The organism is Kribbella sp. NPDC002412 (assembly GCF_053592935.1).
Window position 1 is genome coordinate 57,265 of the sequence record NZ_JBSFBL010000029.1, and the last position, 21,130, is coordinate 78,394.

Sequence of the window (21,130 nt, forward strand, 5' to 3'; positions counted from 1 at the left end):
AAGGTGTGTCAAAAGCGGCCGAGTGGCTCCGACCTGGGTGGTGACTGACCTCTCACAGACAGGATGACGAGCGCGACTGACCTCCAGGAGCAGGTGCAGCAGCGCCTCGACGAGTTGGCCGGGACCGAGCTCGGGCTGCAGGTGGCGGTCTACCAGAACGGCGAGCTCGTCGTCGACGCGGTCGCCGGCGAGGCGGTCGAGCCGGACACCCTCTTCTACAGCGCTTCCACCGGTAAGGGCGCGACCGCGACGGTGGCCAACGTGCTCGTTGACCGCGGCGTCCTCGAGTACGACGCTCCGATCGCGGACGTCTGGCCCGAGTTCGCGGTCCACGGCAAGGAGAAGGCGACGCTGCGGCACCTCCTCACCCACTCGGTCGGCCTGCCGGCGCTCCCGCCGGACACCACGGCCGACGACCTGGACGACTGGCCGAAGATCACGTCGTACCTGGCGGCTGCCGAACCGTGGTGGGAGCCGGGGACGACTACGACGTACCACGCCGAGACGTTCGGCTACCTGGTCGGCGAGGTCGTCCGGCGCGCGACCGGCCGGTCGATCTCCGCCGTACTGCGGGAGATCGCCGAGCCGCTCGGGATCGCCGACGAGGTGTACTTCGGTGTGCCGCGGGACCAGCAGCACCGGTTGTCCCGCTGGTCGAGCCGGCCGGGGCGGAGGACACGTTCGCGATGCTGGCCGGGATGTTCGGCAAGGTCACGCCGGCCGCCAATTTCCCCCGAGCCGTGTTGTGCAACAGCCCCGAACACCTCGCCGCCGAGACCCCGTCGGCCGGCATCCTGTCCGCCCGCGGCATCGCGAAGCTGTACGCCGCTCTGATCGGCGCGGTGGACGGGGTCCGGCTGGTCCGGCCGGAGCGGGTCGCCGAGATCACCGGGCCGGCCTTCATCGGCAAGGACGAACTGCTCGGAAACGAGGCGACCTGGGCACTGGGCTACGCGATCGGGCGGCTCGGATCGAGCGCGGAGGAGAGCCCGATGTCGTTCGGCCTGCCGGGCATGGGGGGTAGCGCCGCCTGGGCCGACGCGCGATCAGGTGTCTCGTTCGCCCTGACCAGGAGGTTGTTCGACCCCGCGCAGTCCGCGTCGGCGGTCGAGATCGGCAACCTCGTTGCGAAAACTCTTTGCTGAAATCCCTTGTGTGTAAGGGCTTTCCAGGTCCTAGGCGGTGCGGACGGAGTGCTGGTCGACCCAGACCAGGTGACCGTGGTGGCTGACGAGAACCTCGTCAGCACCGGCCGCGCCGGTCCGGCGACCGAGCTCCTGGCCCGCGATCCAGCGGCCGCCGATGCGGACCTGGACGGCTACCGGCCGGGTCGGAGACGTGGCTACGGACATGGCACCTCGAACGGCAGTGGAGTGATGCTGAAGATCGGTCATCGTCGCCCTCGCAGGGACACGGCAGCCAACGTCGGGGGGCTGGCTACTCAACCAAAGGCCACCCTACAACCGCGGCATGACACAGCGTTAGCGATAACTCGAATTGACCGCCAACCCCGTGGGTACCGGAAAGATCTCACCTGAAGGAGGTGGAGTCATGAGCACCAACCCGATCCCTCCGGTGCCGGTCGGCCCCGGCGACTCCAGCAACCCGGACAACCCGGATCCGGACATGCCGGACCTGGTCGATCCCTCCATCGATGAAGAAACCACCGTCGCCGACCGTCCCGACGACGACTCACCACTGGAGCAGCCCGCCTCCAACCCGGACGCCCCGGACGAGGACCCGAACGAGCAACTGCCCCGCTTCGACCGCTAGCTAGCGCCACTCCGGCATCTGCTGGAGGGCCCAGGAGTTCCCGTCGGGGTCGTCGAAGAAGGCGAAGGTCCCCCACGGGAACTCCTGCAGGTCCGACACCGCGACCCCGCGGCCGGCCAGCTCGTCCCGGGCCGCCGCGACGTCCGGCACGACGATCTGCAGGCCGCGAACCGAGCCGGGCTCACCTTGGGGCAGCCCGCTGCCGATCGCGATCGAGCACGCCGAGCCCGGCGGGGTCAACTGAACGAATCTCAGTTCGTCGGTGACCTGGTGGTCGTGATCGGCGTGGAACCCGACCTTCTCGGTGTAGAACTCCTTCGCCCGGTCCACGTCCGTCACCGGCACCGACACCAACTCAAGCTTCCAGTCCATGGCCAGACCCTAAGGCCGATCCGGGCGGCCCGGAACGGTTTCTCTTCTGCTCGAAATCGATACAGAGGTATAACGCCGCCACTCCCGGGGTAGGGTTCAGATCAGATAGCACTGACCGCGGTCCAGACATGTGCCGCGCCGTGACTCAAAGTCGCGAGGTCAGCAAAAATGGTCACCGTACTTTCCAGCAGTACCGTCGACGAGCCGCGCAGCACCGATCCGAAGCAGCGCCGGGACACGACGACCCGAACCCTTCTCAGCCGGCGGGCCGCCACGACGGACGAAGAGCTCCGGCAAGCTCTCCTCAACGAGGCGATCGAGCTCAACCTGAGCATCGCCCACAGCATCGCCACCCGCTTCCGCGGTCGCGGCGTGGAGGCCGAGGACCTGGACCAGGTCGCGTACCTGGGACTCGTGAAGGCCGCCCGCAGCTACGACCCCAGCACCGACACACCGTTCCTGGCGTACGCCGTGCCGACCATCAGGGGCGAGGTGAAACGGTACTTCCGCGACTGCTCGTGGACGGTCCGGATCCCGCGCCGCCTGCAGGAGCTGCAGGGCTCGATCGCCTCGGTCCGCCCACAGCTCGTCCAGGACCTGCACCGCGAGCCCACGCTCGCCGAGCTCGCCGCCGAGATAGGTGCCGAGGTCAACGAGATCGAGGCCGCGCTGGCCGCCGACGGCTGCTTCTCGGTGCTGTCGCTGGACCGCCCGGTCGACGACGACTCGGCCGCCAACCTGGCCGACACCATCGCGGACACCGACGACGGCGCGTTCGAGCGGACCGAGGCGGTCGCCGTCCTCGAGCCGGTGCTCAGCGACCTGGAGCCACGGGAGCGCAGGATCCTCGAACTACGGTTCATCGAGGGCCACACCCAGGCCGATATCGGCGCCGAGATCGGAGTGAGCCAGATGCAGGTCTCACGGCTGCTCCGCGGCATCCTGAACCGGCTCCGCAACCGGATCGAGCCGCCCACGGCAGCTGCCGCTTGACGTCCAAGCCGATCTTCGTGGTGCAGCTGCATGACGCCCGGCGGCTGCACTACGACGTTCGGCTGGAGGTCGACGGCGTCCTGAAGTCCTGGGCGGTTCCGCGTGGGCCGTCCCTGGACCCGACCGTGAAACGGCTGGCGGTCTTCACCACCGACCACGACCTGGAGTACGCCTCGTACGAGGGTGTGATCGCGGACAGCGAGTACGGCAGCGGCGCAGTGATCGTGTGGGACGCCGGCATCTACAGCAACCTCACCCGCGACGATCGCCACCAGCCGGTGGACCCGGCGGTGGCGATCGAGCGCGGGCACTTCAAGGTGCAGCTGCACGGCGTGAAACTCAATGGGGCCTGGGCCTTCACCAGGACCGGGGCGGACTGGCTGCTGGTCAAGGTCCGCGACGCCGCGGCCGATCCGGATGTCGACCTGACCGTCTCCGAGCCGCGGTCCGTCCTGAGCGGCCTGACGATCGAGGAGATGGCCGCCTCCTGACCGTTTCCGGCCAGCAGGCTCACTTGACCCTGTCCAGGCGTCTCCTCACACTCATGCGTACTTTCCGAGTCCCGCCTGGAGGACCCGAATGCGCATCTCAGCCGCCCTGCTGTCCGCCGTACTGCTAGCCGCCGCGCTCCCCCTTCCAGCGGCCGCCGCGCCACCGCCGGTCTGGACCCACAACGCGAGCGACCGCTTGTTCCCCGGCACGACCAGACCGGCCGGCGCACCGACGTCGATCGACCTGTACGCGGCCCGCAACGAGACCGAGGCCGCGCAGCTCGCGGTCCGCCCGACGGTTGCGGTCCAGAACGTGTCCGTTGCCGTGAGCAACCTGATTGGGCCGGGTGGCGCGACGATCTCGGACATCGCCGTACGGCGGGAATACCTGCATCCCGACGTCACCCGGCCCGGTCCCGACGTGGAGGTCGAAGGCAGCGGAACGGCGTACTACGACGCACTCGTCGAGAACACTCCGCGATCGCTCGCCGCGAACGTCACCCAGCCGTATCACTACAGCGTCCACGTCCCGGTCGACGCGACGCCCGGCCTCTACACCGGTACGGCGACCGTCCAGAGCAGCGCAGGCAATGTCGTCGTGCCCGTCCGGCTGACCGTCTACCCGGTGACCGTCCCGCCGACGAACCAGTCCACCTTCAAGCTGAACAACTGGACCACCTCGGCCGGCTGGGACTACGACGGCACGATCAAGGCGATCCCGGTCCAGTACGGCGTCCAGATGTACGACACCAACTGGTGGAAGGTGATCGAGGCGATGGCCCGCAACCACGCCAAGCACCGGAACAACGTCGTGTACGCCGACTTCCAGGCCCTGCTCATCCCGCGCACCCGGATCGATGCGGCAGGCAACTACACCTTCGACTGGACCGACTTCGACCGGTTCATCAGGATCTACCGGGACGCCGGCGCGCTGCAGTGGATCTACACCCCGACGCTGCTGATCAGCAGCGATCCGGCGGCCGGCCGGCCCTCGCAGCTCGAGATGCTCAAGCGCGCCTCCGACGGATCGACGCAGATGGTCCCGGTGCCGTCCCAGTCGGCGGAGGCGAACGCCTACCTGGACAAGCTGTTCCCGGCGCTCAAGCAGCACCTCGACGCCAACGGCTGGACCGACCTCTTCTACATGAGCGCGAACGACGAGACCCGGCACACCGCGGACACCACCGCGGCGAACTGGTTCTACGCCAAGTACCGGCAGTACTTCCCGAACCCGCGGCTGAACGAGGCCGAGCTCGCGATCCACAACCCGCCGCCGAACCTGACCGCGAACACGCCGATCCTCGACCTGTACGAGAAGAACGTCGGCTACTACCAGAGCAAGCGGCTGGGCGGCAACGAGCTGTGGCTCTACAACTGCATCGGCCCGCAGGGCCCGTACCTCAACCGCTTCCTGGTGTCGCACCTGGCCAAGACCCGGCTCACTCCGCTGCTGGCGTGGAAGACCGACTCGATCGGCTACCTGCATTGGGGCTGGAACTACTGGTTCGAGCACGTCGGTGGGCCGTACGTCCAGTACGACACCTTCGACGGACCGCAGAACGGCGACAACTTCATCGTGCGGCCGAACCGGGCGGCGTACGACGTCTACGACAGCATCCGGAGCGAGGCGCAGCTCGACGGCGCCGAGGACTACGAGCTCTTCACCAAGCTCGCCGCGACCAAACCGCTGCTCGCGAAGGCGCTGGCCAACTCGCTGCTCGTCAACTCCTACACCGGCGATCGCTCCGGCACGGCCGTGGACGCCGTACACCGCCAGGTCCTCGACGCGCTCGTGACCGGTGGCCCCGATCAGGCCTACCCGTACGCCGACGACTTCGCGGCCGGATCGCAGTCCTGGCAGACGAACAGCGGGACCTGGTCTGCCTCCGGCGGCGTGCTGACCCAGACCGACGTCAGCCGCTGGAACCACGTCGCCGGGCTCGAGGGACGCGCGTACGGCGACGTCGTGGCGAGCGTGGACCTGCAGATCCGCGCGGTCAACCCGACCGGCGGCAACGAGAACTGGGCCGGGATCGTCGTCCGCAACCTCAACCCGACGGACTTCGAGAGCGGCTACCTGGTGGCCCAGCGCAACAACGGTGAAGTGTTCGTCTATCGCAGTGGTACGACGCTCGGGCGCGCCCCGGCGCCTGGATACGCGGCCGGCCAGTTCAACCGGCTGCGCGTGGTCGCGCGTGGCAGCACGCTGCAGGTGTACGCGGGGTCGGGGCATGCGCCGGTGCTGACCGTGACCGACTCCGCCTTCCGGGCCGGCGGGATCGGGCTGGCGAGCGGTGGCGTGAACGTTGCCTTCGACAACGCCCGGCTCAATCCGGAGGTGAACCCGGCGGAAGGCGCCACGGTCGCCGTCAGTTCGTCGTACGACGGGGATGGGTGGAATCCGCGTGCGGTCGTGGATGGTCGGCGTACCTCTGGATCCTCCTCGATGGGGTGGACCAGTGCGGCGGCCGCCAGTGCGACGGATGCGCAGTCCTTGCAGGTGGATCTCGGGGCGGTGCGGTCTGTCGGGCGGGTCGATCTGTACCCGCGGTCGGACGGGGCGAATGCCGGGATCGGATTCCCGGTCAACTTCGCGGTGCAGGTGTCGACGGATGGGTCGGCGTGGTCGACCGTCGCGTCTCGGCAGGGGCAGGCACGGCCGAGTGAGGTGCAGACGTTCCCGTTCGCGGCACGTGACGTGCGGTATGTGCGGGTGGTGGGGACGCGGCTCGGGCAGGATCCGTTCGGGACTTACCGGATGCAGTTCGCGGAGGTGGAGGTCGCCGGTGGCAACCTGGCGGCCGGACGGACGGTCAGCTCGTCCTCGTCGTCGGAGCTCACGGCCGAGGGCTGGTTGCGGGCGAACCTGACCGACGGCGCCCGGCAGTCGCGGTTGTGGAACTCGATGGGCTGGACGAGTGCGTCCGTACCGGCCGGGTCGTCGCAGTCTGTCCGGGTCGACCTCGGTGGGCCGAGCCTGGTGAGCCGCGTCGACCTGTACGCGCGGTCGGACGGCGCGGGCACCGGGAGCGGTTTCCCGGTCGACTTCATCGTCGAGACATCGGCCGACGGCGGCACCTGGACGCCGGTCGCGACGGTGGCCGATCACGCCCAGCCGGGATCCGCGCCGGTGTCGTTCACCTTCCCGCCGACGACCGCGCGCTACGTCCAGGTGCGTGGGACGGAGCTGCGGCCGGACGGCGAAGGCGGGTACCGGATGCAGTTCGCCGAACTGGAGGTGCGGTAGCTACCAGGCGTTGAGGTGCAGTACGTCGTCCAGCGGCTGCCGCGGGGCGGGCTTGAAGTCGGTCCCGATCGTGTACGCGGTCGGGATCAGCACCGACTGCCGAATCTCGTCGGGCAGGCCGAGGACGTCGGCCACCTCCTGCTCGTAGTTGAGGTGCAGCGTGGTCCACGCCGTACCGAGGCCGCGGGCGCGCGCGGCGAGCATGTAGCTCCAGGCGGACGGCAGGATCGAGCCCCACAAGCCGGCCTGGTTGCCCGCCGGAAGGTTGCGGGCCTCGAGGCACGGGATGACGAGCACCGGGACCTGTCCCATCCGCTCACCCAGGTAGGCCACGCTGTTGCCGATGCGGCGCTGCACCGGGCCACGCACCGGGTCGTCCGCGAACAACTTTCCGGCGGCACCCGTTCCGGCCAGGTACTTCTCCACGGCGAGCCGGTAGTACTCCCCGATGGCCGCCCGCTTCTCCGCATCCGTGACCACCAGCCAGTGCCACGTCTGCCGGTTGCTCCCCGACGGCCCCTGCAACGCGATCTCCACACACTCCCGCACCACCTCGAGCGGCACCGGCTTCTCCAGATCCAGCCGCTTCCGCACAGTCCGCGTCGTTGTCAACAGTTCATCGGGATTCAAGTCCAAGGCGTAGGTCACCCCACCAGTCTGCTCGGTCAGCAGGTGTAGAGGCTGTTGGGGTGGACCTTCTCGCAGAAGCGGACGTGGAGGTGGTTGTCGTGGGCCGGCCACTCGGTGGTGAGGCCTTCGCTGATCAGGACCGGGTCGTTGAAGAAGATGATCCGGACGTGACCCGGCGCGGCGGCGCGGATCGCCTGTACCAGCTGGCGAGTGGCGGCCCGGTCGTACGTCGACGACTCCCAGGTGATCCGGCCCGCGGTGCACTGGGCGCTGTCCGTCCGGATCGGCCAGATGTCGATGTCCAGGCCGACCTCGTGGCTGCCGTGGCCGGGGATGTCACCACCGTGCTCGAACCCGGCGTCGCCGTACGGGACCTTTCCCTGTGCGGTGCCGGCGAACGACCGCGCTGCCTGCTCGAGCTGGGCGACGGCGGCCGACGTTGCCCAGTTGGCCGCCGTACCGTTGCCGTCGGGGTCCTGGTCGCACAGGTTCGCGGCGAAGTCCGGGTAGTCGTAGTGCCAGGCCAGATTGCGCCAGGTGACCGGGCCGACGATCCCGTCCGCGCCGATACCCGCGTGCGACTGGAACGCGACCACCGCGTCGCGGACCGCGGTGCTGAACACCCCGTCGACAGGCAGGCTGAGCCGCCGCTTGGCGTTGAGCTCGACCTGGAGGGCCTTCACCGCCGCGTTGTTGTCACCCGACCGGATCGTCGGCGCCAACGCTCCCCAGGTCTGCGGCCCGACGATTCCGTCGGCGCCGAGACCCTTCGACGTCTGGAACGCCTTGGCCGCGGCCGTCGTCGTCGCGCCGAACACTCCATCGGCGGTGACGGACTGCCCGTTGTGCTGCAGCAGGTACTGGATCGCGAGTACGTCGGCACCGCGATTGCCACTGCTCTGCGTCGGGAAGAACGCATTCGCGTAGGCCTGCGCCGGCGCCGGCACTCCGATCAGCAGTACGGCGGCCAGCACCGCGAACACGAGTCGTCGTCTCATGGCTCCTCCGGGGCGGGTGAGGTGCGCTGGTTACTGACTAACCTCTACGCAGCCACGATCGGGCATGATCTTCCCGCCCGCAAGAGCTCACTGGAAAGGCGCGGGATCCCCGGCCCCGACCCGGACCACCTCGGCGAAGTCGTCGGAGAAGTCGACGACAGTGGTCGGCTCGGTGCCCGCCTCGCCCTCGATGACCGCGTCGACCTGGTTGTCCAGCTCTTCCTTGATCTCCCAGGCCTGCGTCATCGGCACCTCGTGGTCCGGGAGCAGGAGGGTGCTCGACACCAGCGGCTCGCCCAGCTCCTCGACCAGGGCCCGGGCCACGACGTGGTCCGGGATCCGCACGCCGACCGTCTTCTTCTTCGGGTGCAGCAGCCGGCGCGGCACTTCCTTCGTGGCCGGCAGGATGAACGTGTAGCTGCCCGGCGTGGCCGCCTTGATCGACCGGAAAACCGCGTTGCTGATGTGCACGAACTGCCCCAGCTGGGCGAAGTCCTGGCACACCAGCGTGAAGTGGTGCCGGTCGTCCAGGTTCCGGATGGCGCGGATCCGCTCGATCCCTTCCCGGTTCCCGAGCTGGCAGCCGAGCGCGAAGCACGAGTCGGTCGGGTACGCGATCAGCCCGCCGCCGCGCACCAGGTCCACCACCTGGCCGATCGCGCGCCGCTGCGGATTCTCCGGATGCACATCGAAATACCTCGCCATAACGGGCGAGCCTAGCGCCCGGATCAGCGGGCCGGACCGACCGCGGTGGCGGTGACGACGAGGTTGGCCTCGTAGCCGCCGCGGGAGGCGTCGTACGCGCCGGTGCAGGTGATCAGGACCAGCCGGTGGCCGACCTTCTGGTCGAAGGCGCCGCTCTTGGTCTCGAGCGCGTTCTTCGGCACCGACACGATCGAGCTGACCCGGTACGTCGCGGTGTGGCCGGAGCCGTGCAGTAGGACGAGCTCACCCGGCTTGATGCGGAGCAGCCGGGCGAAGTACCCGACGCCCTCGGTCTTGGTGTCGACGTGGCCGGCCAGAACCACCGACCCGAACGGGTCGCCGGCCTGTGCGCCGCCGTCCCACCACCCGACGCGTTGCCCTTGCTCCGGGACCTTCAGCTCTCCGTTCACCGTGCTCGCCGGGAACACCGGAGCCTTCGCCCCACCCGGCAGGACGACCTGGGCGGGGACGAACCAGATCCGCTGGCTCGGGGCCGGCGTGCCGATCCGGGCCGGCGGGGCCGTCGTCGCGCCGGTCCGCGCCGGCGCAGGCGTGACCCTGGGTTCGATCTCCGGAACGAACCCAGGGACACCACGTGCAGCCGGAGCGGACGACGGCGTTGGGGTACCGCCGCCCGCCCCGGGGTCCGGCACGGCATTGCCCGTCTGCGCAGCGCACCCCTCCAGGCCCGCGCAGCACAACACCAGTGCGAGCAGGAGCTTCCTCAGCGACGGACCGCCTTCCGGACTGTCACCACCGCGGCCAGCAAACCGGCCAGGACGACCACGAGCCAGAGGTCCGAGGTGGAGGAGCTGTGCGCCTGGTCCAGCTCCGCCGCCTGACCGCCGGTCCCGGTGTTCACCAGGCCAGGTGTGCCCGAACCCGCAGCGGGCAACTTGATCGTCCCGAGCGCGACGTTCATCGTCTTCGCGTTCGGATTTCCGACCGCGAACACCCGGGTCAGATATCCGGCCCGGGCCGGCAAATCCAACGGACCGAGAACAACAGGTGAAGTCGCGCCGGCCGGCACGATGTCGACCTTGTAGGTGGCCGCCGGGACGACCGCCTCCAGCGATTCTCCATTCGCCACGTTCGCGAACGCGACCTGCCCGTTGACCCGGATGTCGGCCGGGCCGACCGCCGCGTCGTGCGCGACCCGCAGGGCAGCCTTGTCCTTCGGAATGGCGCTCAGCTTGTTCACGTACGACGTCAGCACCGGCGCACCGGTCGGCGAGACCGGCAGGTGGATCACGGCGTCGACGCTGGACCCGGATCCGAGCGAGACCTCCCGCTGGATCACGGTCTTGCCGTCCTGACGCGCGGTCAGCATCCGCTTGCCGGGAGACACCCCGAACGGACCGACCACCTTCGTGACCGCGACGCCGGTCGCCACCGTGCGGCCGTCGATGCTGATGTCGAGCGACCGTCCGGGCAGCCCCTGGACGACGTACAGGTTGGCCCCCGCGGCCCCCTCGGCCGGCGCCACGAGCACTGCCGGCGCCGCCGCGACGGTCACCACCAGCGTCAGTGGAATCACCCTTCGAATTACCGGACCAGGAATTCTCGAAATTTTCTCGAATACGGGCCGGAATGATCCGGACACGCTCCGTCTCACCATTTTGTGCCCCCTCGAAGTCCCCATGAAAAATTCGGCAGTAATTGCCGCACCCCACTAATTCCGGCGTATCGTATGCGCAAGTCCGATCCGACCGCCAGAGGAAGCGGCCGAATCCGTTGGGGGGCGATGAAGCGTGTCTGAACGCGGTTCGCCGGACTGGGCATCGAGGACGGGCGCGGAGTTCCTCCCGGAGGCTGCATCGGGGGTGGAGGACCTCAGGCGACGGGCGACGGGGACACGGTGGCTGGCTACGGTCGCGCTGACTCTGGGGCTCAGCGCGACCGCAGCCTGCTCACCGGACGCGGCCCGCCCCGTGGCCCCCAGTCCCGGCTTGCCCTCCGGTCCGGTCAGCAGCGCGCGGCCAGGCGAAACCCCGTCCACCAGCCCTGGTCCGGGCGCGACCAGGGCCGGCATCCGGATGGTCGCCGTACCGCTCCCGGACGGCTCGTTCGACATCACCGAGGACGTGATGTTGCCGAAGGCGACGAGCATCCTGCAGGTCCAGCTGCCCGCATCCGGTGAGCAGTTGCCCGGGATGATGACCAAGACGTCGCCGATCGCGACCAACCTCCGGGTGCTCGCCAACGGCGCAGTCATCCCGCTGGCCAGCTCCAGCGTCACCACCACGACCGACATCCCGCTGACCACCGCCGCGGCGAACCTGCGCCTGACCTACCGGCTGTCCGGTTCGACGGTACGGCGCACGGAGTCGAAGCCGGAGCGAGCCTCGTCGGCCATCCGGCCGCTCACCGCGATCACCGAAGGCGGCCTGCCGACCAACCTGATCATCAACGGCGGCGAGCTGCTCAACGTGGTCTGCCCCCTGCTCACCGAGACCCGTTGCGCGGTCGGCAACCCACCCAAGCTGTCAGTGCTCCCCGGCATCCCGGCCGACAAGGCCCTCATCGTTCTCCAGCTGGATCTTCCGCAGCCGCAGTAACCACCTACTGTGAGTCCATGACGGACGAGCGGATCGTTTTCGGCACCAGCCGGGCAAGGTGGGTTCTCGCGGCCACGGCACTCGGGTCGGGGATGGCGTTCCTCGACGGCACGGTGGTGAACGTCGCACTGCCGGCGATGGGCGAGGAGTTCGACGCCGAGGTCGCCGGCCTGCAGTGGATCGTCAACGGGTACATGCTGCCGCTGGCGGCGCTGATTCTGCTCAGCGGTTCGCTCGGCGACCGGCTGGGCCGGCGGCGGGTGTTCGTCGCCGGGGTGATCTGGTTCGCGGTCGCCTCGGTGGTGTGCACGGTCGCGCCGACCCTCGAGGTGATGATCGTGGGCCGGGTCCTGCAGGGCATCGGCGGCGCGTTGCTGACCCCCGGCAGCCTGGCGATCCTGCAGACCACGTTCGCGCCGTCGGACCGCGGCAAGGCGGTCGGCGCCTGGTCCGGCCTGACCTCGGTCGCCGCGGCCATCGGCCCGTTCGTCGGCGGCGGCCTGGTCGACAGCGGGTCCTGGCGGTTCATCTTCCTGCTGAACGTCCCGCTCGCCCTGGTCACCATCCTCGTCACCCTGCGGCACGTGCCGGAGACCCGCGACGAGACCGCGGCCGGCAAGCTCGACCTCAGGGGCGCCGCTGTCGTCACCGTCGCCCTCGGCGGACTCACCTTCGGCCTGATCAGCGCCGGCGAACGCGGCTGGGGGGACCCGCTCGTACTGTTCTCGCTGATCGTCGGCGTGGTCGCGTTCGCGGTCTTCGTGGAGGTCGAGCGCCGGGAGTCACACCCGATGCTGCCGCCCGGCATCTTCTCCAACCGGGCCTTCACCGGCGCCAACCTGGTCACCGTCGTCGTGTACGGCGGCCTCGGCACGGCGACCTTCCTCCTCGTCGTCTACCTCCAGACCGCACTCGGCTACTCCGCGATCTGGGCCGGCGCCGCCCTGCTGCCGATGACCCTGCTGATGCTGGCGCTGTCCGGGTACGCGGGCGGACTCGCGGACCGGATCGGCGCGCGGATCCCGATGACCGTCGGACCGCTGCTGATGGCCGCGGGCCTGCTGCTGATGCTGCGGATCGACATGGACTCGAGTTACGTCTCCGCGGTGCTGCCGGCGGTCGTCGTCCTCGGCCTCGGGCTGGTCGCCACCGTCGCGCCACTGACCGCGACCGTACTGTCGTCGGTCGACGACCACCACGCCGGGATCGCGTCCGGCGTGAACAACGCGATCGCCCGGTCGGCACAACTGATGGCGGTCGCCGCGATCCCGATCGCGGCCGGCATCACCGGCGACTCGTACCTCGATCCCGTTGCCTTCAGCAATGGGTTCGCCAACGCGCTGTGGATCTCCGCGGCACTGTCCGCGGCCGGCGGCGTGATCGCCTGGTTCACGATCGGCGGCCGCGTCGAGCAGCCGGTCGAGGTCGAGCACCACCCACACTGCGCGCTGACCGCCCCGCCGTACGCCGACAGCCGCAAGGCCTCCTGACCGCGGCGACATGTCGACAAATCCAGGATCTGTTGACACAGTCGGCGAACCCGGCTGACCGGCGACGTCGCGACGCCGGGTGGTCAGCCGAGCTCATCAGTCCGGACGTGGTGCTGCTCTACTTGTCGCTGGCGGCCGTTGGCTTTCAGCAGTTCGGCAAGTCGCGGCCGTTGTTGTCCTTCGCCTCGTCGTTGCCCCAGCGGGACAGGTAGTACGCCGACACCCACTGGTTCGCCGGGCCGACGTCGAGGTCGGTCTTCATCCACCAGTGGTTGTAGGCGCTGCCGACCCGGACCTCGGGTCCCCAGACCTTGCAGAACACGTAGTTCGTGCCCTTGTAGAGCGTGCCGGTCTGCGTGCCGCCGGGCGTGCTGTGACCGGGTGCGTTCGCGAACGTGTCGACCCAGAACTTCCCGTCGCCGGCGCCGCAGTTGGCGCTGGTCTCGAAGTGCTGGTTGTACGACCAGGTGAGCGGTACGGCGTGCCCGTTGAACCACGACTGCTGGACGGTGCCGTTCAGCTTCTGCTCGTAGTGCAGGTGCGGCCCGGTGCTGTCACCGGTGTTGCCGACGATGCCGATCTGCCGGCCCTGCGCGACCACGTTGCCGACAGCAACGTCACGGCGATCCATGTGCAGGTACCGGGTCTGCCAGCCACCGCCGTGGTCGATGACGACCATGTGGCCGCCGCTGGACGACAGCAGCGACGCACTGACCGTCCCACCGGCCGACGCGAGCACCGGTGTGCCACGGGTGGCTCCGCTCGGCGAGACCATGTCCAGCATCCACTGGCTGGCGTGGCCGCCGTGCGTGGCGGTGGTCCACCGCAGCCCGCACGGGATCGGCATCTGGAATCCGGGTGCGGCCGTGGCTGTGGTCGGCACGGCGACCAGGCCGGCGGCGACGAGTGTCGCGAGCAGCAACAGCTTGATGATGCGCTTCGGGTTCATGGGGGCGGCCCCTTCCGCGATCGATTTGAGCGTCAGAGTAACGCTCCGTCGCAGGATCACGAGGCCTTTCGACCTGCGCGAAAACGTCAGCCCATCGCCAGGTACTGCTTGCGTACGGCGGGTTCCAGCCGCTCGATCGCGTACCGCAGCATGGTCCGCGGCATCACCGCCGCGTGCTCGTCGAGGAACTCCCGGAGCTCGTCCTCCGAGACTCGCTTGCCGGCCTCGCGCAGCATCCACCCGGACGCCTTGTGGATCAGGTCCTCCCGGTCGTCGAGCACCAGCGCGGACAGCGCGTACGTGTCCGCGCTCTCGCCGTTCCGGATGAACAGGTGCGTCGCGACCAGCGCGATCCGCCGCTCCCACAACGAGGACGACCGGACCAGCGTGTAGAGCACGTCCCGCGGCTTGTCGAGCAGGTACCCGCCGACGATCTCCGACGTGCTGCAGTCGACCAGGTCCCAGTTGTTGATGTACGCCGTACTGCGCAGGTAGAGCTCGAAGATCGCGGTGACTTCGGCCGGGTCCGCCGTCCGCGGCTCGAGGCTGCGGGACGCGCGGTCGGCGAGCAGGCACAGGACGGCCAGCCGGTGCTCGTGGATCGGGCTCTTCAGCGCCTCCTCGAGCTCGGCGAGCGGCAGGCCGGCGCGCAGGTAGGGCTTGAGCAGGCCGCGGATGGTCGACAGCTTCACGCCGATCATCTGGTCGCCGTGGCCGTAGCCGCCGGGTCCCAGCTTGAAGTAGCCCGCAAGGATCTTCGCCGCGGCCGGGTCGGCCGCGGCGTCGATGTCGGCGAGCAGGTCTGCGGTGCTCAGATCAGCAGCCCTCCGGTGGCACGCAGGTTCTGCCCGGTCAGCCAGCGGCTGTCCGGACCGGCCAGGAAGGCGACTACGTCGGCGACGTCGGACGGCTCGCCGACCCGGCCGAGGGCGGTGATGCCGACCAGGGCGGCCTTGGCCTCCGGCGGGTTGGAGTCGCGGAACATGTCCGTGTCGGTCGCGCCCGGCGAGACGATGTTGACGGTGATCCCGCGGGCGCCGTACTCGCGGGCGGCGACCTTGACGAACTGCTCGAGCGCGGCCTTGCTCGCCGCGTACAGCGAGATCCCGGGTCCGGGCACGACCGTGTTCAGCGTCGAGAGCGCGATGATCCGGCCGCCGTCCGGCAGCACCCGGGCGGCCTGCTGGATGGCGAAGTACGGACCCTTCACGTTGGTGGCGAAGAGGTGGTCGAAGTCGTCCTCGGTGACGCCGTCGATCGGCTTCACCGTCACCCCGGCCGCGTTGCTGACGAAGATGTCCAGGGCACCGGTCGGCTCGGCGGCGTGCTCGAACAGCTCGGGGATGCGGGCGAGATCGGCCTGGTCGGACTGCACCGCGATCGCCTGGCCGCCCGCTGCCTTGACCTCGTTGACGACCTCGGCGGCCGCGGCTTCGCTCGACAGGTAGGTGAAGGTGACCACGGCGCCGTCGGCAGCCAGCCGCCGGACGATCGCCGCCCCGATCCCGCGCGAACCGCCGGTGACCAGAGCCGCCTTGCCGTCGAGCACACCCATCGCCGCCTCACCCCTTGTGTCAGATTGCTTCCATAACGTGTCTATCACGCATACCCTGGGGACCCCAGTGAAGCAGTCCCGGAAGGGCATCACGACCTTCGGCGTCCGTGAGGTGATGCGTTTGTTTGAGTGACGTTTGCCTTTGTACGAGGCATTTGCACAGGCAGGTGATCGAGGCGTCTGCACAGGCAGATGCACTGGCTGGTAGCGCTTACACCCATGGTTAGATCACGCTCCGAGGTCATCCGGGTCGGACCCGTTGTGACGCCCGCGCGTTGGGGCATACGGTGAGGGCAGGGCAGTTCCACCTCGCCAGGACCGACCGGCGTTCGCGGGGCTACCCGGGGGAGAGACCGGCGTGACAAGCCACCCTGAGCCGCGGGACGGCGAGATGATCAAAACGACTTTCGACGCTGTGACCGAGGAGCTGGAACCAGGCGTGCTGCTGGTCCGGCTGTCCGGTGAGATCGACATCGCGACCACCGACTTCGCCGCCGAGTCGATCCGTGCCGCGGTGGCCCCACCGGCCCGGCTGGTGCTGATCGACGTCTCCGCTGTCACCTTCTGCAGTTCGGCCGGACTGGGCAACCTGGTGGAGGCCCGGAACCTGGCCGGCCGGCACAACATCACCCTCGCGCTGGTCGGCGTCGGCCGCCCGGTCGACCGGCCGCTGTCGATCACCGGTCTCGGTGGCCAGTTCCGGATCTACTCCACCGCCACCGAGGCGCTCGCCGAGCTCTGAGCCCTCCGGGCGGGGGTGGAATCGATTCCAGCATGCCTCTAAGGTGCTGGGTGTGCTGCACGCCATCGAGGACACCTGTGTGGTCTACCTGCTGGTCGACCCGGCGACGCGGTCGGCGGTGGCGATCGACGCCGGCAGCGGACGCTGGCTGGACCAGTTGCCGTCGTACGGCGTGGACCGGGTGACCGACGCACTCGTCACGCACCACCACCGCGACCAGGTCGAAGGGCTGCCACGACTCGCGGCCGCCGGCGCCCGGATCTGGGCGCCACAGGGTGAGGTCGACCTGATCGCCGACGTCGATCATCACTGGCAGCAACGACGGGTGGTGAACAACTACGATCTGCACACGGACCGGTTCTCGTTACTGGAACCGGTGCCGGTCGCCGGCGTGATGAAGGACTACAGCGTCTCCCGCATCGGGCATCTGGAAGTGCGGACGCTGCCGACACCTGGTCACACGCCAGGCAGTGTCAGCTACCTGATCGACGGCTATGCCTTCACCGGCGACCTGCTGCACAGCCCGGGCAAGGTGTGGTCGGCTGCCGCCTTGCAGTGGTCGTACGTCGGGCTCGAGGGCGCCGCGATGACCATGGCGTCGCTGGTGCAGCTGCTGGACTACCAACCGCGCGCACTGATGCCCAGCCACGGCTCGCCGATGACTGACCCGGCGCTCGCCGTCCGGCAGACGTGCGACGCCCTGGGTGAGCTGATCAAGGTGCGACTCGGCCAGCCGACCGGTCTGCTCGACAAGCTGGAGAACCCGTACGTCGAGCTCAGCCCGCACCTGCTGATGAACCGCACGAGCGAGTCACACAGCTACGTCCTGCTCAGCGACTCGGGTACTGCGCTGCTGATCGACTATGGCTACGACCTGACCACGGGCATCCCGATCGGTGGCGCGCGGCACCATGTCCGGCCCTGGCTGCCCAGCCTGCGTGCCCTGCAACGCGACTACGGCATCGAGCGGGTCGAGGTCGCCATCCCCACCCATTACCACGATGACCACGTCGCCGCGTTCAACCTGATGCGCGAGGTTCACGGGACGGAGGTGTGGGCGTCGAGTCCGGTGGCACACGTGCTGGAGAACCCGACGCACTACGACCTGCCCTGCCTCTGGTTCGAGCCGATCCCCTGCGCGCGGCACGTGGCGGACGGGACGAGTGTGCGGTGGCGCGAGTACGAGCTGGACCTGCACGCTCTGCCAGGACACACGCTGTACGCCTCGGCCATCGGGTTCGAGGTGGACGGGCAGCGAGTGCTGTCCACGGGTGACCAGCAGACGGGCAGCTGGGTTCCTGGCGAGTCAGCCGAGATCCCGAACTTCCAGTACGCGAATGCGTTCGCCGCGGACGACTACGCGGCCTCGGCTGCGCTCTACCAGCGGCTGCAGCCTTCTCTGATGATCTCGGGGCACTGGGAGCCGCGACCGGTGACCCAGGACTACTTGGACGAGCTGGTGCGGCTTGGCGACGCGGTTGCACGGGTACACCGGGAGTTGTTCTTACCGGACGACCCGGTCTTCGCGGGTGCGGTGCGCATCTCGCCGTACCGGATCGATGCGGTGGACGGGCAACCGTTCACTGTGCGGGTCAGCTGCGCGGGTGCGGCGCTCGTGGTGCCTGCGGGGTGGGAGTGCTCGCAGGTTGCTGCGCAGGAGTTTCTCGTGGTGCCGCATGTCGGGCAGCCGGTCCGGCAGGCGCGGATCGCGGCCGGGATCACCCGGGACGGGCGGTACGTGGGTCAGTTGGCAGAGGCACTAGTAGACGTGAGGACGGGTCGTTGAAGTACACGGTCGATGTACAGGAAGCCAAGGCCTACGCCAGTGTGGTCGTCGACGGACGGTCGGTGCTGAAGCTGCGGCTGTTCGCCTCGCTCGACACGGTGGACGGGTTCGACGAGAGCTACGGCGACATCTCGGTGGACGTTGTCGAGGGCGCTGAGGGGCTTGTCGTCACTGCGACTGCTCGCAGCACGGTGTGGGACACAAGGGTGACGACCACGCGGTTCCTGGCCGACCGGATCGAGACCTCGACAGTGGTGACCGGGCGGGGGCGGCTTACCGACGTACATCTGCTTGGTGGCCGTCGTACGCCGCGTGGCTTCCTGCCCAGCGGGTCGCAGCTGCAGCAGGCGTACTCCCCCAACCCGGACCACCCGACTCGAGTCATCCGGGACGCGCTGGAGCCGGCGACGATCAGTGTGTGCGGTGAGGGCAGCGAGCCGGGGATCGAGCGGTGGCTGTTCACGCCGGCGCCCTGGTGCTTCGCGGCGGCTGTGGACGACGAGTGGCTGGGCCTCAGTGTGGTGGCGCCGGTTGCCGAGCAGACCTTCACCAGCTACCACTACCTGCCGGTGACGGGTGGCTTCAGTCTGCGGCTGGACTACGAGGGCCAGACAGTGGTCGAAGGGCAGTTCCGCACGCCGCCGCTCGTCGTACACCTCGGTGGTGAGTCCCCCGCCGATGTCCTGCTGCGGCATCGGTCGTTGCTCGATGCGTACGGCGTAGTGCCCGAGCGGAAGGTGGTGGACGCGGAGTGGTGGCGCGGGACGATCTTCTGCGGGTGGGGAGCGCAGTGTGCGCTGGGTGCTCGCACTGACCAGGCTCCGCAGCCGCTGGCGACCCAGGTGAATTACGACGGGTTCCTGGAAACCCTTGCTGGGCAGGGGATCGTGCCGGAGACGATCGTGATCGACGACAAGTGGCAGGCGTCGTACGCGACCTGCCAGCCCGATCCGGTGAAGTGGCAAGACCTCAAGGGCTGGATCGCTGCCCGGCATGCGGCCGGACAGCGGGTGCTGCTGTGGTGGAAGGCGTGGGACGAGGAGGGCGCTCCGCTCGACGCCTGCGTGACCGATGCCGGCGGCAACCCGGTCGGTCTCGACCCGGACTCCCCCGCCTGCGTGTCACTGATCACCGAGGCCGTGACCTACATGCTGTCGGCAGACGGACTGGATGCGGACGGGTTCAAGGTCGACTTCACCGCGCGGACGCCGTCCGGCTCGTCGCTGCGGCACAGCGGACGCCGGTGGGGTGCTGCGCTGCTCCATGAGCAGCTGCGACTCGTCTACGACACCGCCAAGCGGGTCAAGCCGGACGCACTGGTCGTCACACACACGCCGAACCCGGCCTTCCTCGACGTGACCGACGTGATCCGGCTGAACGACGTACTGCGCGACGACACCGCCGAGCCCGGGTATGTCGCTCGTCACATGGCCTACCGGGCCGAGGTGGTGCAGGCGGTATGTCCTGAGCTGGGCATCGACACCGACGGCTGGATGATGCCGAGTCACGGCGAATGGCGCGCGTACGTGGCGATGCAGGGCAGTCTGGGCGTGCCGGCGCTGTACTACGTGGACGGTACTGACACGGACCGCTACGACTTCGGTCCGGACGACTTCGACGCCATCACGGGCAGCTGGAACCGCTACCGGGCGGCCCGGAGCCTCTAGACTGCGGCCCATGAGTCCCCGGGGGCAGCAGGCAGCACGGGCCGTGCAACAGCAGCCGGCCCAGCCTGCGCAGCCGTCTGTACGGCGTCCGACGGTGCAGGACGTGGCCCGCGAGGCCGGTGTCTCACCGTCGACCGTGTCACGCGCGCTGCACACCCGCGGCTACGCGTCTCCCGCCGTACGGGCCCGGGTGCGGGCGGCGGCCGAGCGGATCGGGTACGTGCTCGACCACAACGCCCGCAACCTGCGGAGCCGTACGTCGACCTCGATCGGCGTGCTCATCTCCGACCTGCGCAACCCCTTCTACGCTGACCTGGCGGCCGGGATCGAGGAGGAGCTGCGGGCGGCGGAGTACCAGATGGTGCTCGTCAACGACAACGGCGACCCGGCAGAGGAGATGCGGGCCGCCGAGACGCTGCTGGCGATGCGCGTGCCCGGTGTGATCGTCACGCCCGTCACTGCCAAGTGCCCCCGGGTGCTGCAGGAGAACGGCGTGCACGTGGTGTGTGCGGACCGTGAGCTCGGCCGGGGCAACGGCGACGTGGTGATGAGCGACAACAAGGCTGGGGCGCGAGAGCTCACCGATCACCTGCTGGCTCTCGGTCACACCCGGATCGGGCTGCTGATCGACGAGACCAAGTGGTCGACCGGCGCCGGGCGGCTGGCCGGCTTCCGGGCCGCGCACCTGGACAACTTCGTCGACCTGGACGAGGACCTGATCGCGTACACCAGCTTCGACGCGGAGGCGGCCCGGGAGACGACCCGCAAGCTGCTCAACGACCACGAGGTCACCGCGATCATCTCGGCGAACAACGTGCTGGCGCAGGGTGCGCTGGCCGAGCTGAAGGACCGGCGGCTGAAGATCCCGCGGCAGCTCAGTCTCGCTGCGTACGACGACGTGCCGTGGATGTCGCTGGTCCAGCCGGCCCTGACCACGGTCGACCAGCACACGGTCGAGCTCGGGCGCAGCTGCGCCCGGTTGCTGCTGGCGCGAATCCGCGGCGAGCTCCCCGCGAAGCGGCGGATCGTGCGCGTGCCACCGCGGCTGATCGTGCGCGGCTCGACCGGTCCCGCGCCGCGCTGATTATCGGCCTGTTGTCCACAACCTCCCACCTGACGTCTTGACGTCGGCAGAATCTCACACCTAACGTGCTCTGCAACCGAATGTGGCATC

At 69.0% G+C, this 21,130-nt stretch carries 22 protein-coding genes; 12 read left to right on the forward strand and 10 right to left on the reverse strand.

All coding sequences use genetic code 11. From position 1 onward, the window contains the following. Positions 1-63 precede the first annotated feature (63 nt). Together ACWCOV_RS23130 and ACWCOV_RS23135 are read left to right on the forward strand one after the other, a co-directional pair. Positions 64-834 (forward strand): serine hydrolase domain-containing protein, encoded by a 771-nt coding sequence (locus tag ACWCOV_RS23130; RefSeq protein ID WP_449831369.1) that lies wholly within the window; start codon positions 64-66, stop codon positions 832-834. A gap of 8 nt (positions 835-842) precedes the next feature. Continuing rightward, a complete protein-coding gene (locus ACWCOV_RS23135) occupies positions 843-1,145 on the forward strand; it encodes a hypothetical protein (RefSeq protein ID WP_449831370.1) in 303 nt (100 codons plus the stop codon). 30 nt (positions 1,146-1,175) lie between these two features. Here the strand turns inward: ACWCOV_RS23135 and ACWCOV_RS23140 are convergent, their stop codons facing one another. Next, positions 1,176-1,352 carry a hypothetical protein gene (locus tag ACWCOV_RS23140; protein ID WP_449831371.1) on the reverse strand — a complete coding sequence of 59 codons (177 nt, stop codon included), beginning with the start codon at positions 1,350-1,352 and terminating at the stop codon, positions 1,176-1,178. 199 nt (positions 1,353-1,551) lie between these two features. Here ACWCOV_RS23140 and ACWCOV_RS23145 point away from each other — a divergent pair, with 199 nt between their 5' ends. Then, positions 1,552-1,773: a hypothetical protein gene (locus ACWCOV_RS23145; protein WP_449831372.1), complete on the forward strand. Its 222-nt coding sequence runs from the start codon at positions 1,552-1,554 to the stop codon at positions 1,771-1,773. On the opposite strand, the gene ACWCOV_RS23150 is transcribed toward ACWCOV_RS23145, so the two are convergent. Beyond that, entirely contained in the window at positions 1,774-2,145 is a 372-nt protein-coding gene (locus ACWCOV_RS23150) for a VOC family protein (protein ID WP_449831373.1), read from the reverse strand. Between the two features lie 168 nt (positions 2,146-2,313). Between ACWCOV_RS23150 and ACWCOV_RS23155 the strand changes: the two genes are divergently transcribed. The 3 genes from ACWCOV_RS23155 (at position 2,314) to ACWCOV_RS23165 (ending at position 6,876) form a co-directional block, all read left to right on the forward strand. Further along, on the forward strand, positions 2,314-3,138 hold the full coding sequence (locus ACWCOV_RS23155) for a SigB/SigF/SigG family RNA polymerase sigma factor (RefSeq protein ID WP_449831374.1): 825 nt from the start codon (positions 2,314-2,316) through the stop codon (positions 3,136-3,138). Further along, entirely contained in the window at positions 3,135-3,629 is a 495-nt protein-coding gene (locus ACWCOV_RS23160) for a DNA polymerase ligase N-terminal domain-containing protein (protein ID WP_449831375.1), read from the forward strand. The genes ACWCOV_RS23155 and ACWCOV_RS23160 overlap by 4 nt, the downstream gene beginning before the upstream one ends. 88 nt (positions 3,630-3,717) lie before the next feature. Beyond that, positions 3,718-6,876, forward strand: coding sequence for a discoidin domain-containing protein (locus tag ACWCOV_RS23165; protein WP_449831376.1), 3,159 nt, complete (start codon positions 3,718-3,720; stop codon positions 6,874-6,876). On the opposite strand, the gene ACWCOV_RS23170 is transcribed toward ACWCOV_RS23165, so the two are convergent. From ACWCOV_RS23170 to ACWCOV_RS23190, 5 genes are all read right to left on the reverse strand, one after another. After that, on the reverse strand, positions 6,877-7,470 hold the full coding sequence (locus tag ACWCOV_RS23170; RefSeq protein WP_449831377.1) for a nitroreductase family protein: 594 nt from the start codon (positions 7,468-7,470) through the stop codon (positions 6,877-6,879). A 71-nt stretch (positions 7,471-7,541) separates the two neighbouring features. Further along, positions 7,542-8,504: a penicillin-insensitive murein endopeptidase gene (locus tag ACWCOV_RS23175; protein WP_449831378.1), complete on the reverse strand. Its 963-nt coding sequence runs from the start codon at positions 8,502-8,504 to the stop codon at positions 7,542-7,544. Positions 8,505-8,591: 87 nt separating this feature from the next. Further along, a complete protein-coding gene (locus ACWCOV_RS23180) occupies positions 8,592-9,209 on the reverse strand; it encodes an L-threonylcarbamoyladenylate synthase (protein ID WP_449831379.1) in 618 nt (205 codons plus the stop codon). Between the two features lie 23 nt (positions 9,210-9,232). Next, the gene (locus ACWCOV_RS23185; protein WP_449831380.1) at positions 9,233-9,862 is read right to left on the reverse strand and encodes a class F sortase; all 630 of its coding nucleotides are present in this window, start codon (positions 9,860-9,862) and stop codon (positions 9,233-9,235) included. Between the two features lie 71 nt (positions 9,863-9,933). Continuing rightward, positions 9,934-10,746 (reverse strand): DUF4397 domain-containing protein, encoded by an 813-nt coding sequence (locus ACWCOV_RS23190; protein ID WP_449831381.1) that lies wholly within the window; start codon positions 10,744-10,746, stop codon positions 9,934-9,936. Between the two features lie 412 nt (positions 10,747-11,158). Between ACWCOV_RS23190 and ACWCOV_RS23195 the strand changes: the two genes are divergently transcribed. Then, positions 11,159-11,767 (forward strand): hypothetical protein, encoded by a 609-nt coding sequence (locus tag ACWCOV_RS23195; protein WP_449831382.1) that lies wholly within the window; start codon positions 11,159-11,161, stop codon positions 11,765-11,767. 17 nt (positions 11,768-11,784) lie between these two features. Next, on the forward strand, positions 11,785-13,257 hold the full coding sequence (locus ACWCOV_RS23200; RefSeq protein ID WP_449831383.1) for an MFS transporter: 1,473 nt from the start codon (positions 11,785-11,787) through the stop codon (positions 13,255-13,257). A 145-nt stretch (positions 13,258-13,402) separates the two neighbouring features. Here the strand turns inward: ACWCOV_RS23200 and ACWCOV_RS23205 are convergent, their stop codons facing one another. From ACWCOV_RS23205 to ACWCOV_RS23215, 3 genes are all read right to left on the reverse strand, one after another. Next, entirely contained in the window at positions 13,403-14,206 is an 804-nt protein-coding gene (locus ACWCOV_RS23205) for a M23 family metallopeptidase (RefSeq protein WP_449831384.1), read from the reverse strand. A gap of 86 nt (positions 14,207-14,292) precedes the next feature. Further along, positions 14,293-15,066 (reverse strand): DNA alkylation repair protein, encoded by a 774-nt coding sequence (locus ACWCOV_RS23210; RefSeq protein ID WP_449831414.1) that lies wholly within the window; start codon positions 15,064-15,066, stop codon positions 14,293-14,295. Next, on the reverse strand, positions 15,018-15,761 hold the full coding sequence (locus ACWCOV_RS23215; RefSeq protein WP_449831385.1) for an SDR family oxidoreductase: 744 nt from the start codon (positions 15,759-15,761) through the stop codon (positions 15,018-15,020). Before ACWCOV_RS23215 ends, ACWCOV_RS23210 begins: the two co-directional genes overlap by 49 nt. Positions 15,762-16,152: 391 nt before the next feature. Here ACWCOV_RS23215 and ACWCOV_RS23220 point away from each other — a divergent pair, with 391 nt between their 5' ends. The 4 genes from ACWCOV_RS23220 to ACWCOV_RS23235 are packed head-to-tail and all read left to right on the forward strand — an operon-like array spanning position 16,153 to position 21,040. Then, on the forward strand, positions 16,153-16,503 hold the full coding sequence (locus ACWCOV_RS23220; RefSeq protein WP_449831386.1) for an STAS domain-containing protein: 351 nt from the start codon (positions 16,153-16,155) through the stop codon (positions 16,501-16,503). 52 nt (positions 16,504-16,555) lie between these two features. Next, positions 16,556-18,289 carry an MBL fold metallo-hydrolase gene (locus ACWCOV_RS23225; RefSeq protein ID WP_449831387.1) on the forward strand — a complete coding sequence of 578 codons (1,734 nt, stop codon included), beginning with the start codon at positions 16,556-16,558 and terminating at the stop codon, positions 18,287-18,289. Then, entirely contained in the window at positions 18,286-19,956 is a 1,671-nt protein-coding gene (locus tag ACWCOV_RS23230; RefSeq protein WP_449831388.1) for a hypothetical protein, read from the forward strand. Before ACWCOV_RS23225 ends, ACWCOV_RS23230 begins: the two co-directional genes overlap by 4 nt. Positions 19,957-19,966: 10 nt before the next feature. Then, entirely contained in the window at positions 19,967-21,040 is a 1,074-nt protein-coding gene (locus tag ACWCOV_RS23235; RefSeq protein ID WP_449831389.1) for a LacI family DNA-binding transcriptional regulator, read from the forward strand. Positions 21,041-21,130: the final 90 nt, after the last annotated feature.

Bases quoted from the DNA above. Each gene is read 5' to 3' on its own strand.
- ACWCOV_RS23130 (WP_449831369.1), top strand. From the start codon at position 64: ATGACGAGCGCGACTGACCTCCAGGAGCAGGTGCAGCAGCGCCTCGAC.
- ACWCOV_RS23140 (WP_449831371.1), bottom strand. From the start codon at position 1,352: ATGTCCGTAGCCACGTCTCCGACCCGGCCGGTAGCCGTCCAGGTCCGC.
- ACWCOV_RS23145 (WP_449831372.1), top strand. From the start codon at position 1,552: ATGAGCACCAACCCGATCCCTCCGGTGCCGGTCGGCCCCGGCGACTCC.
- ACWCOV_RS23150 (WP_449831373.1), bottom strand. From the start codon at position 2,145: ATGGACTGGAAGCTTGAGTTGGTGTCGGTGCCGGTGACGGACGTGGAC.
- ACWCOV_RS23155 (WP_449831374.1), top strand. From the start codon at position 2,314: ATGGTCACCGTACTTTCCAGCAGTACCGTCGACGAGCCGCGCAGCACC.
- ACWCOV_RS23165 (WP_449831376.1), top strand. From the start codon at position 3,718: ATGCGCATCTCAGCCGCCCTGCTGTCCGCCGTACTGCTAGCCGCCGCG.
- ACWCOV_RS23175 (WP_449831378.1), bottom strand. From the start codon at position 8,504: ATGAGACGACGACTCGTGTTCGCGGTGCTGGCCGCCGTACTGCTGATC.
- ACWCOV_RS23180 (WP_449831379.1), bottom strand. From the start codon at position 9,209: ATGGCGAGGTATTTCGATGTGCATCCGGAGAATCCGCAGCGGCGCGCG.
- ACWCOV_RS23200 (WP_449831383.1), top strand. From the start codon at position 11,785: ATGACGGACGAGCGGATCGTTTTCGGCACCAGCCGGGCAAGGTGGGTT.
- ACWCOV_RS23205 (WP_449831384.1), bottom strand. From the start codon at position 14,206: ATGAACCCGAAGCGCATCATCAAGCTGTTGCTGCTCGCGACACTCGTC.
- ACWCOV_RS23215 (WP_449831385.1), bottom strand. From the start codon at position 15,761: ATGGGTGTGCTCGACGGCAAGGCGGCTCTGGTCACCGGCGGTTCGCGC.
- ACWCOV_RS23220 (WP_449831386.1), top strand. From the start codon at position 16,153: ATGATCAAAACGACTTTCGACGCTGTGACCGAGGAGCTGGAACCAGGC.
- ACWCOV_RS23235 (WP_449831389.1), top strand. From the start codon at position 19,967: ATGAGTCCCCGGGGGCAGCAGGCAGCACGGGCCGTGCAACAGCAGCCG.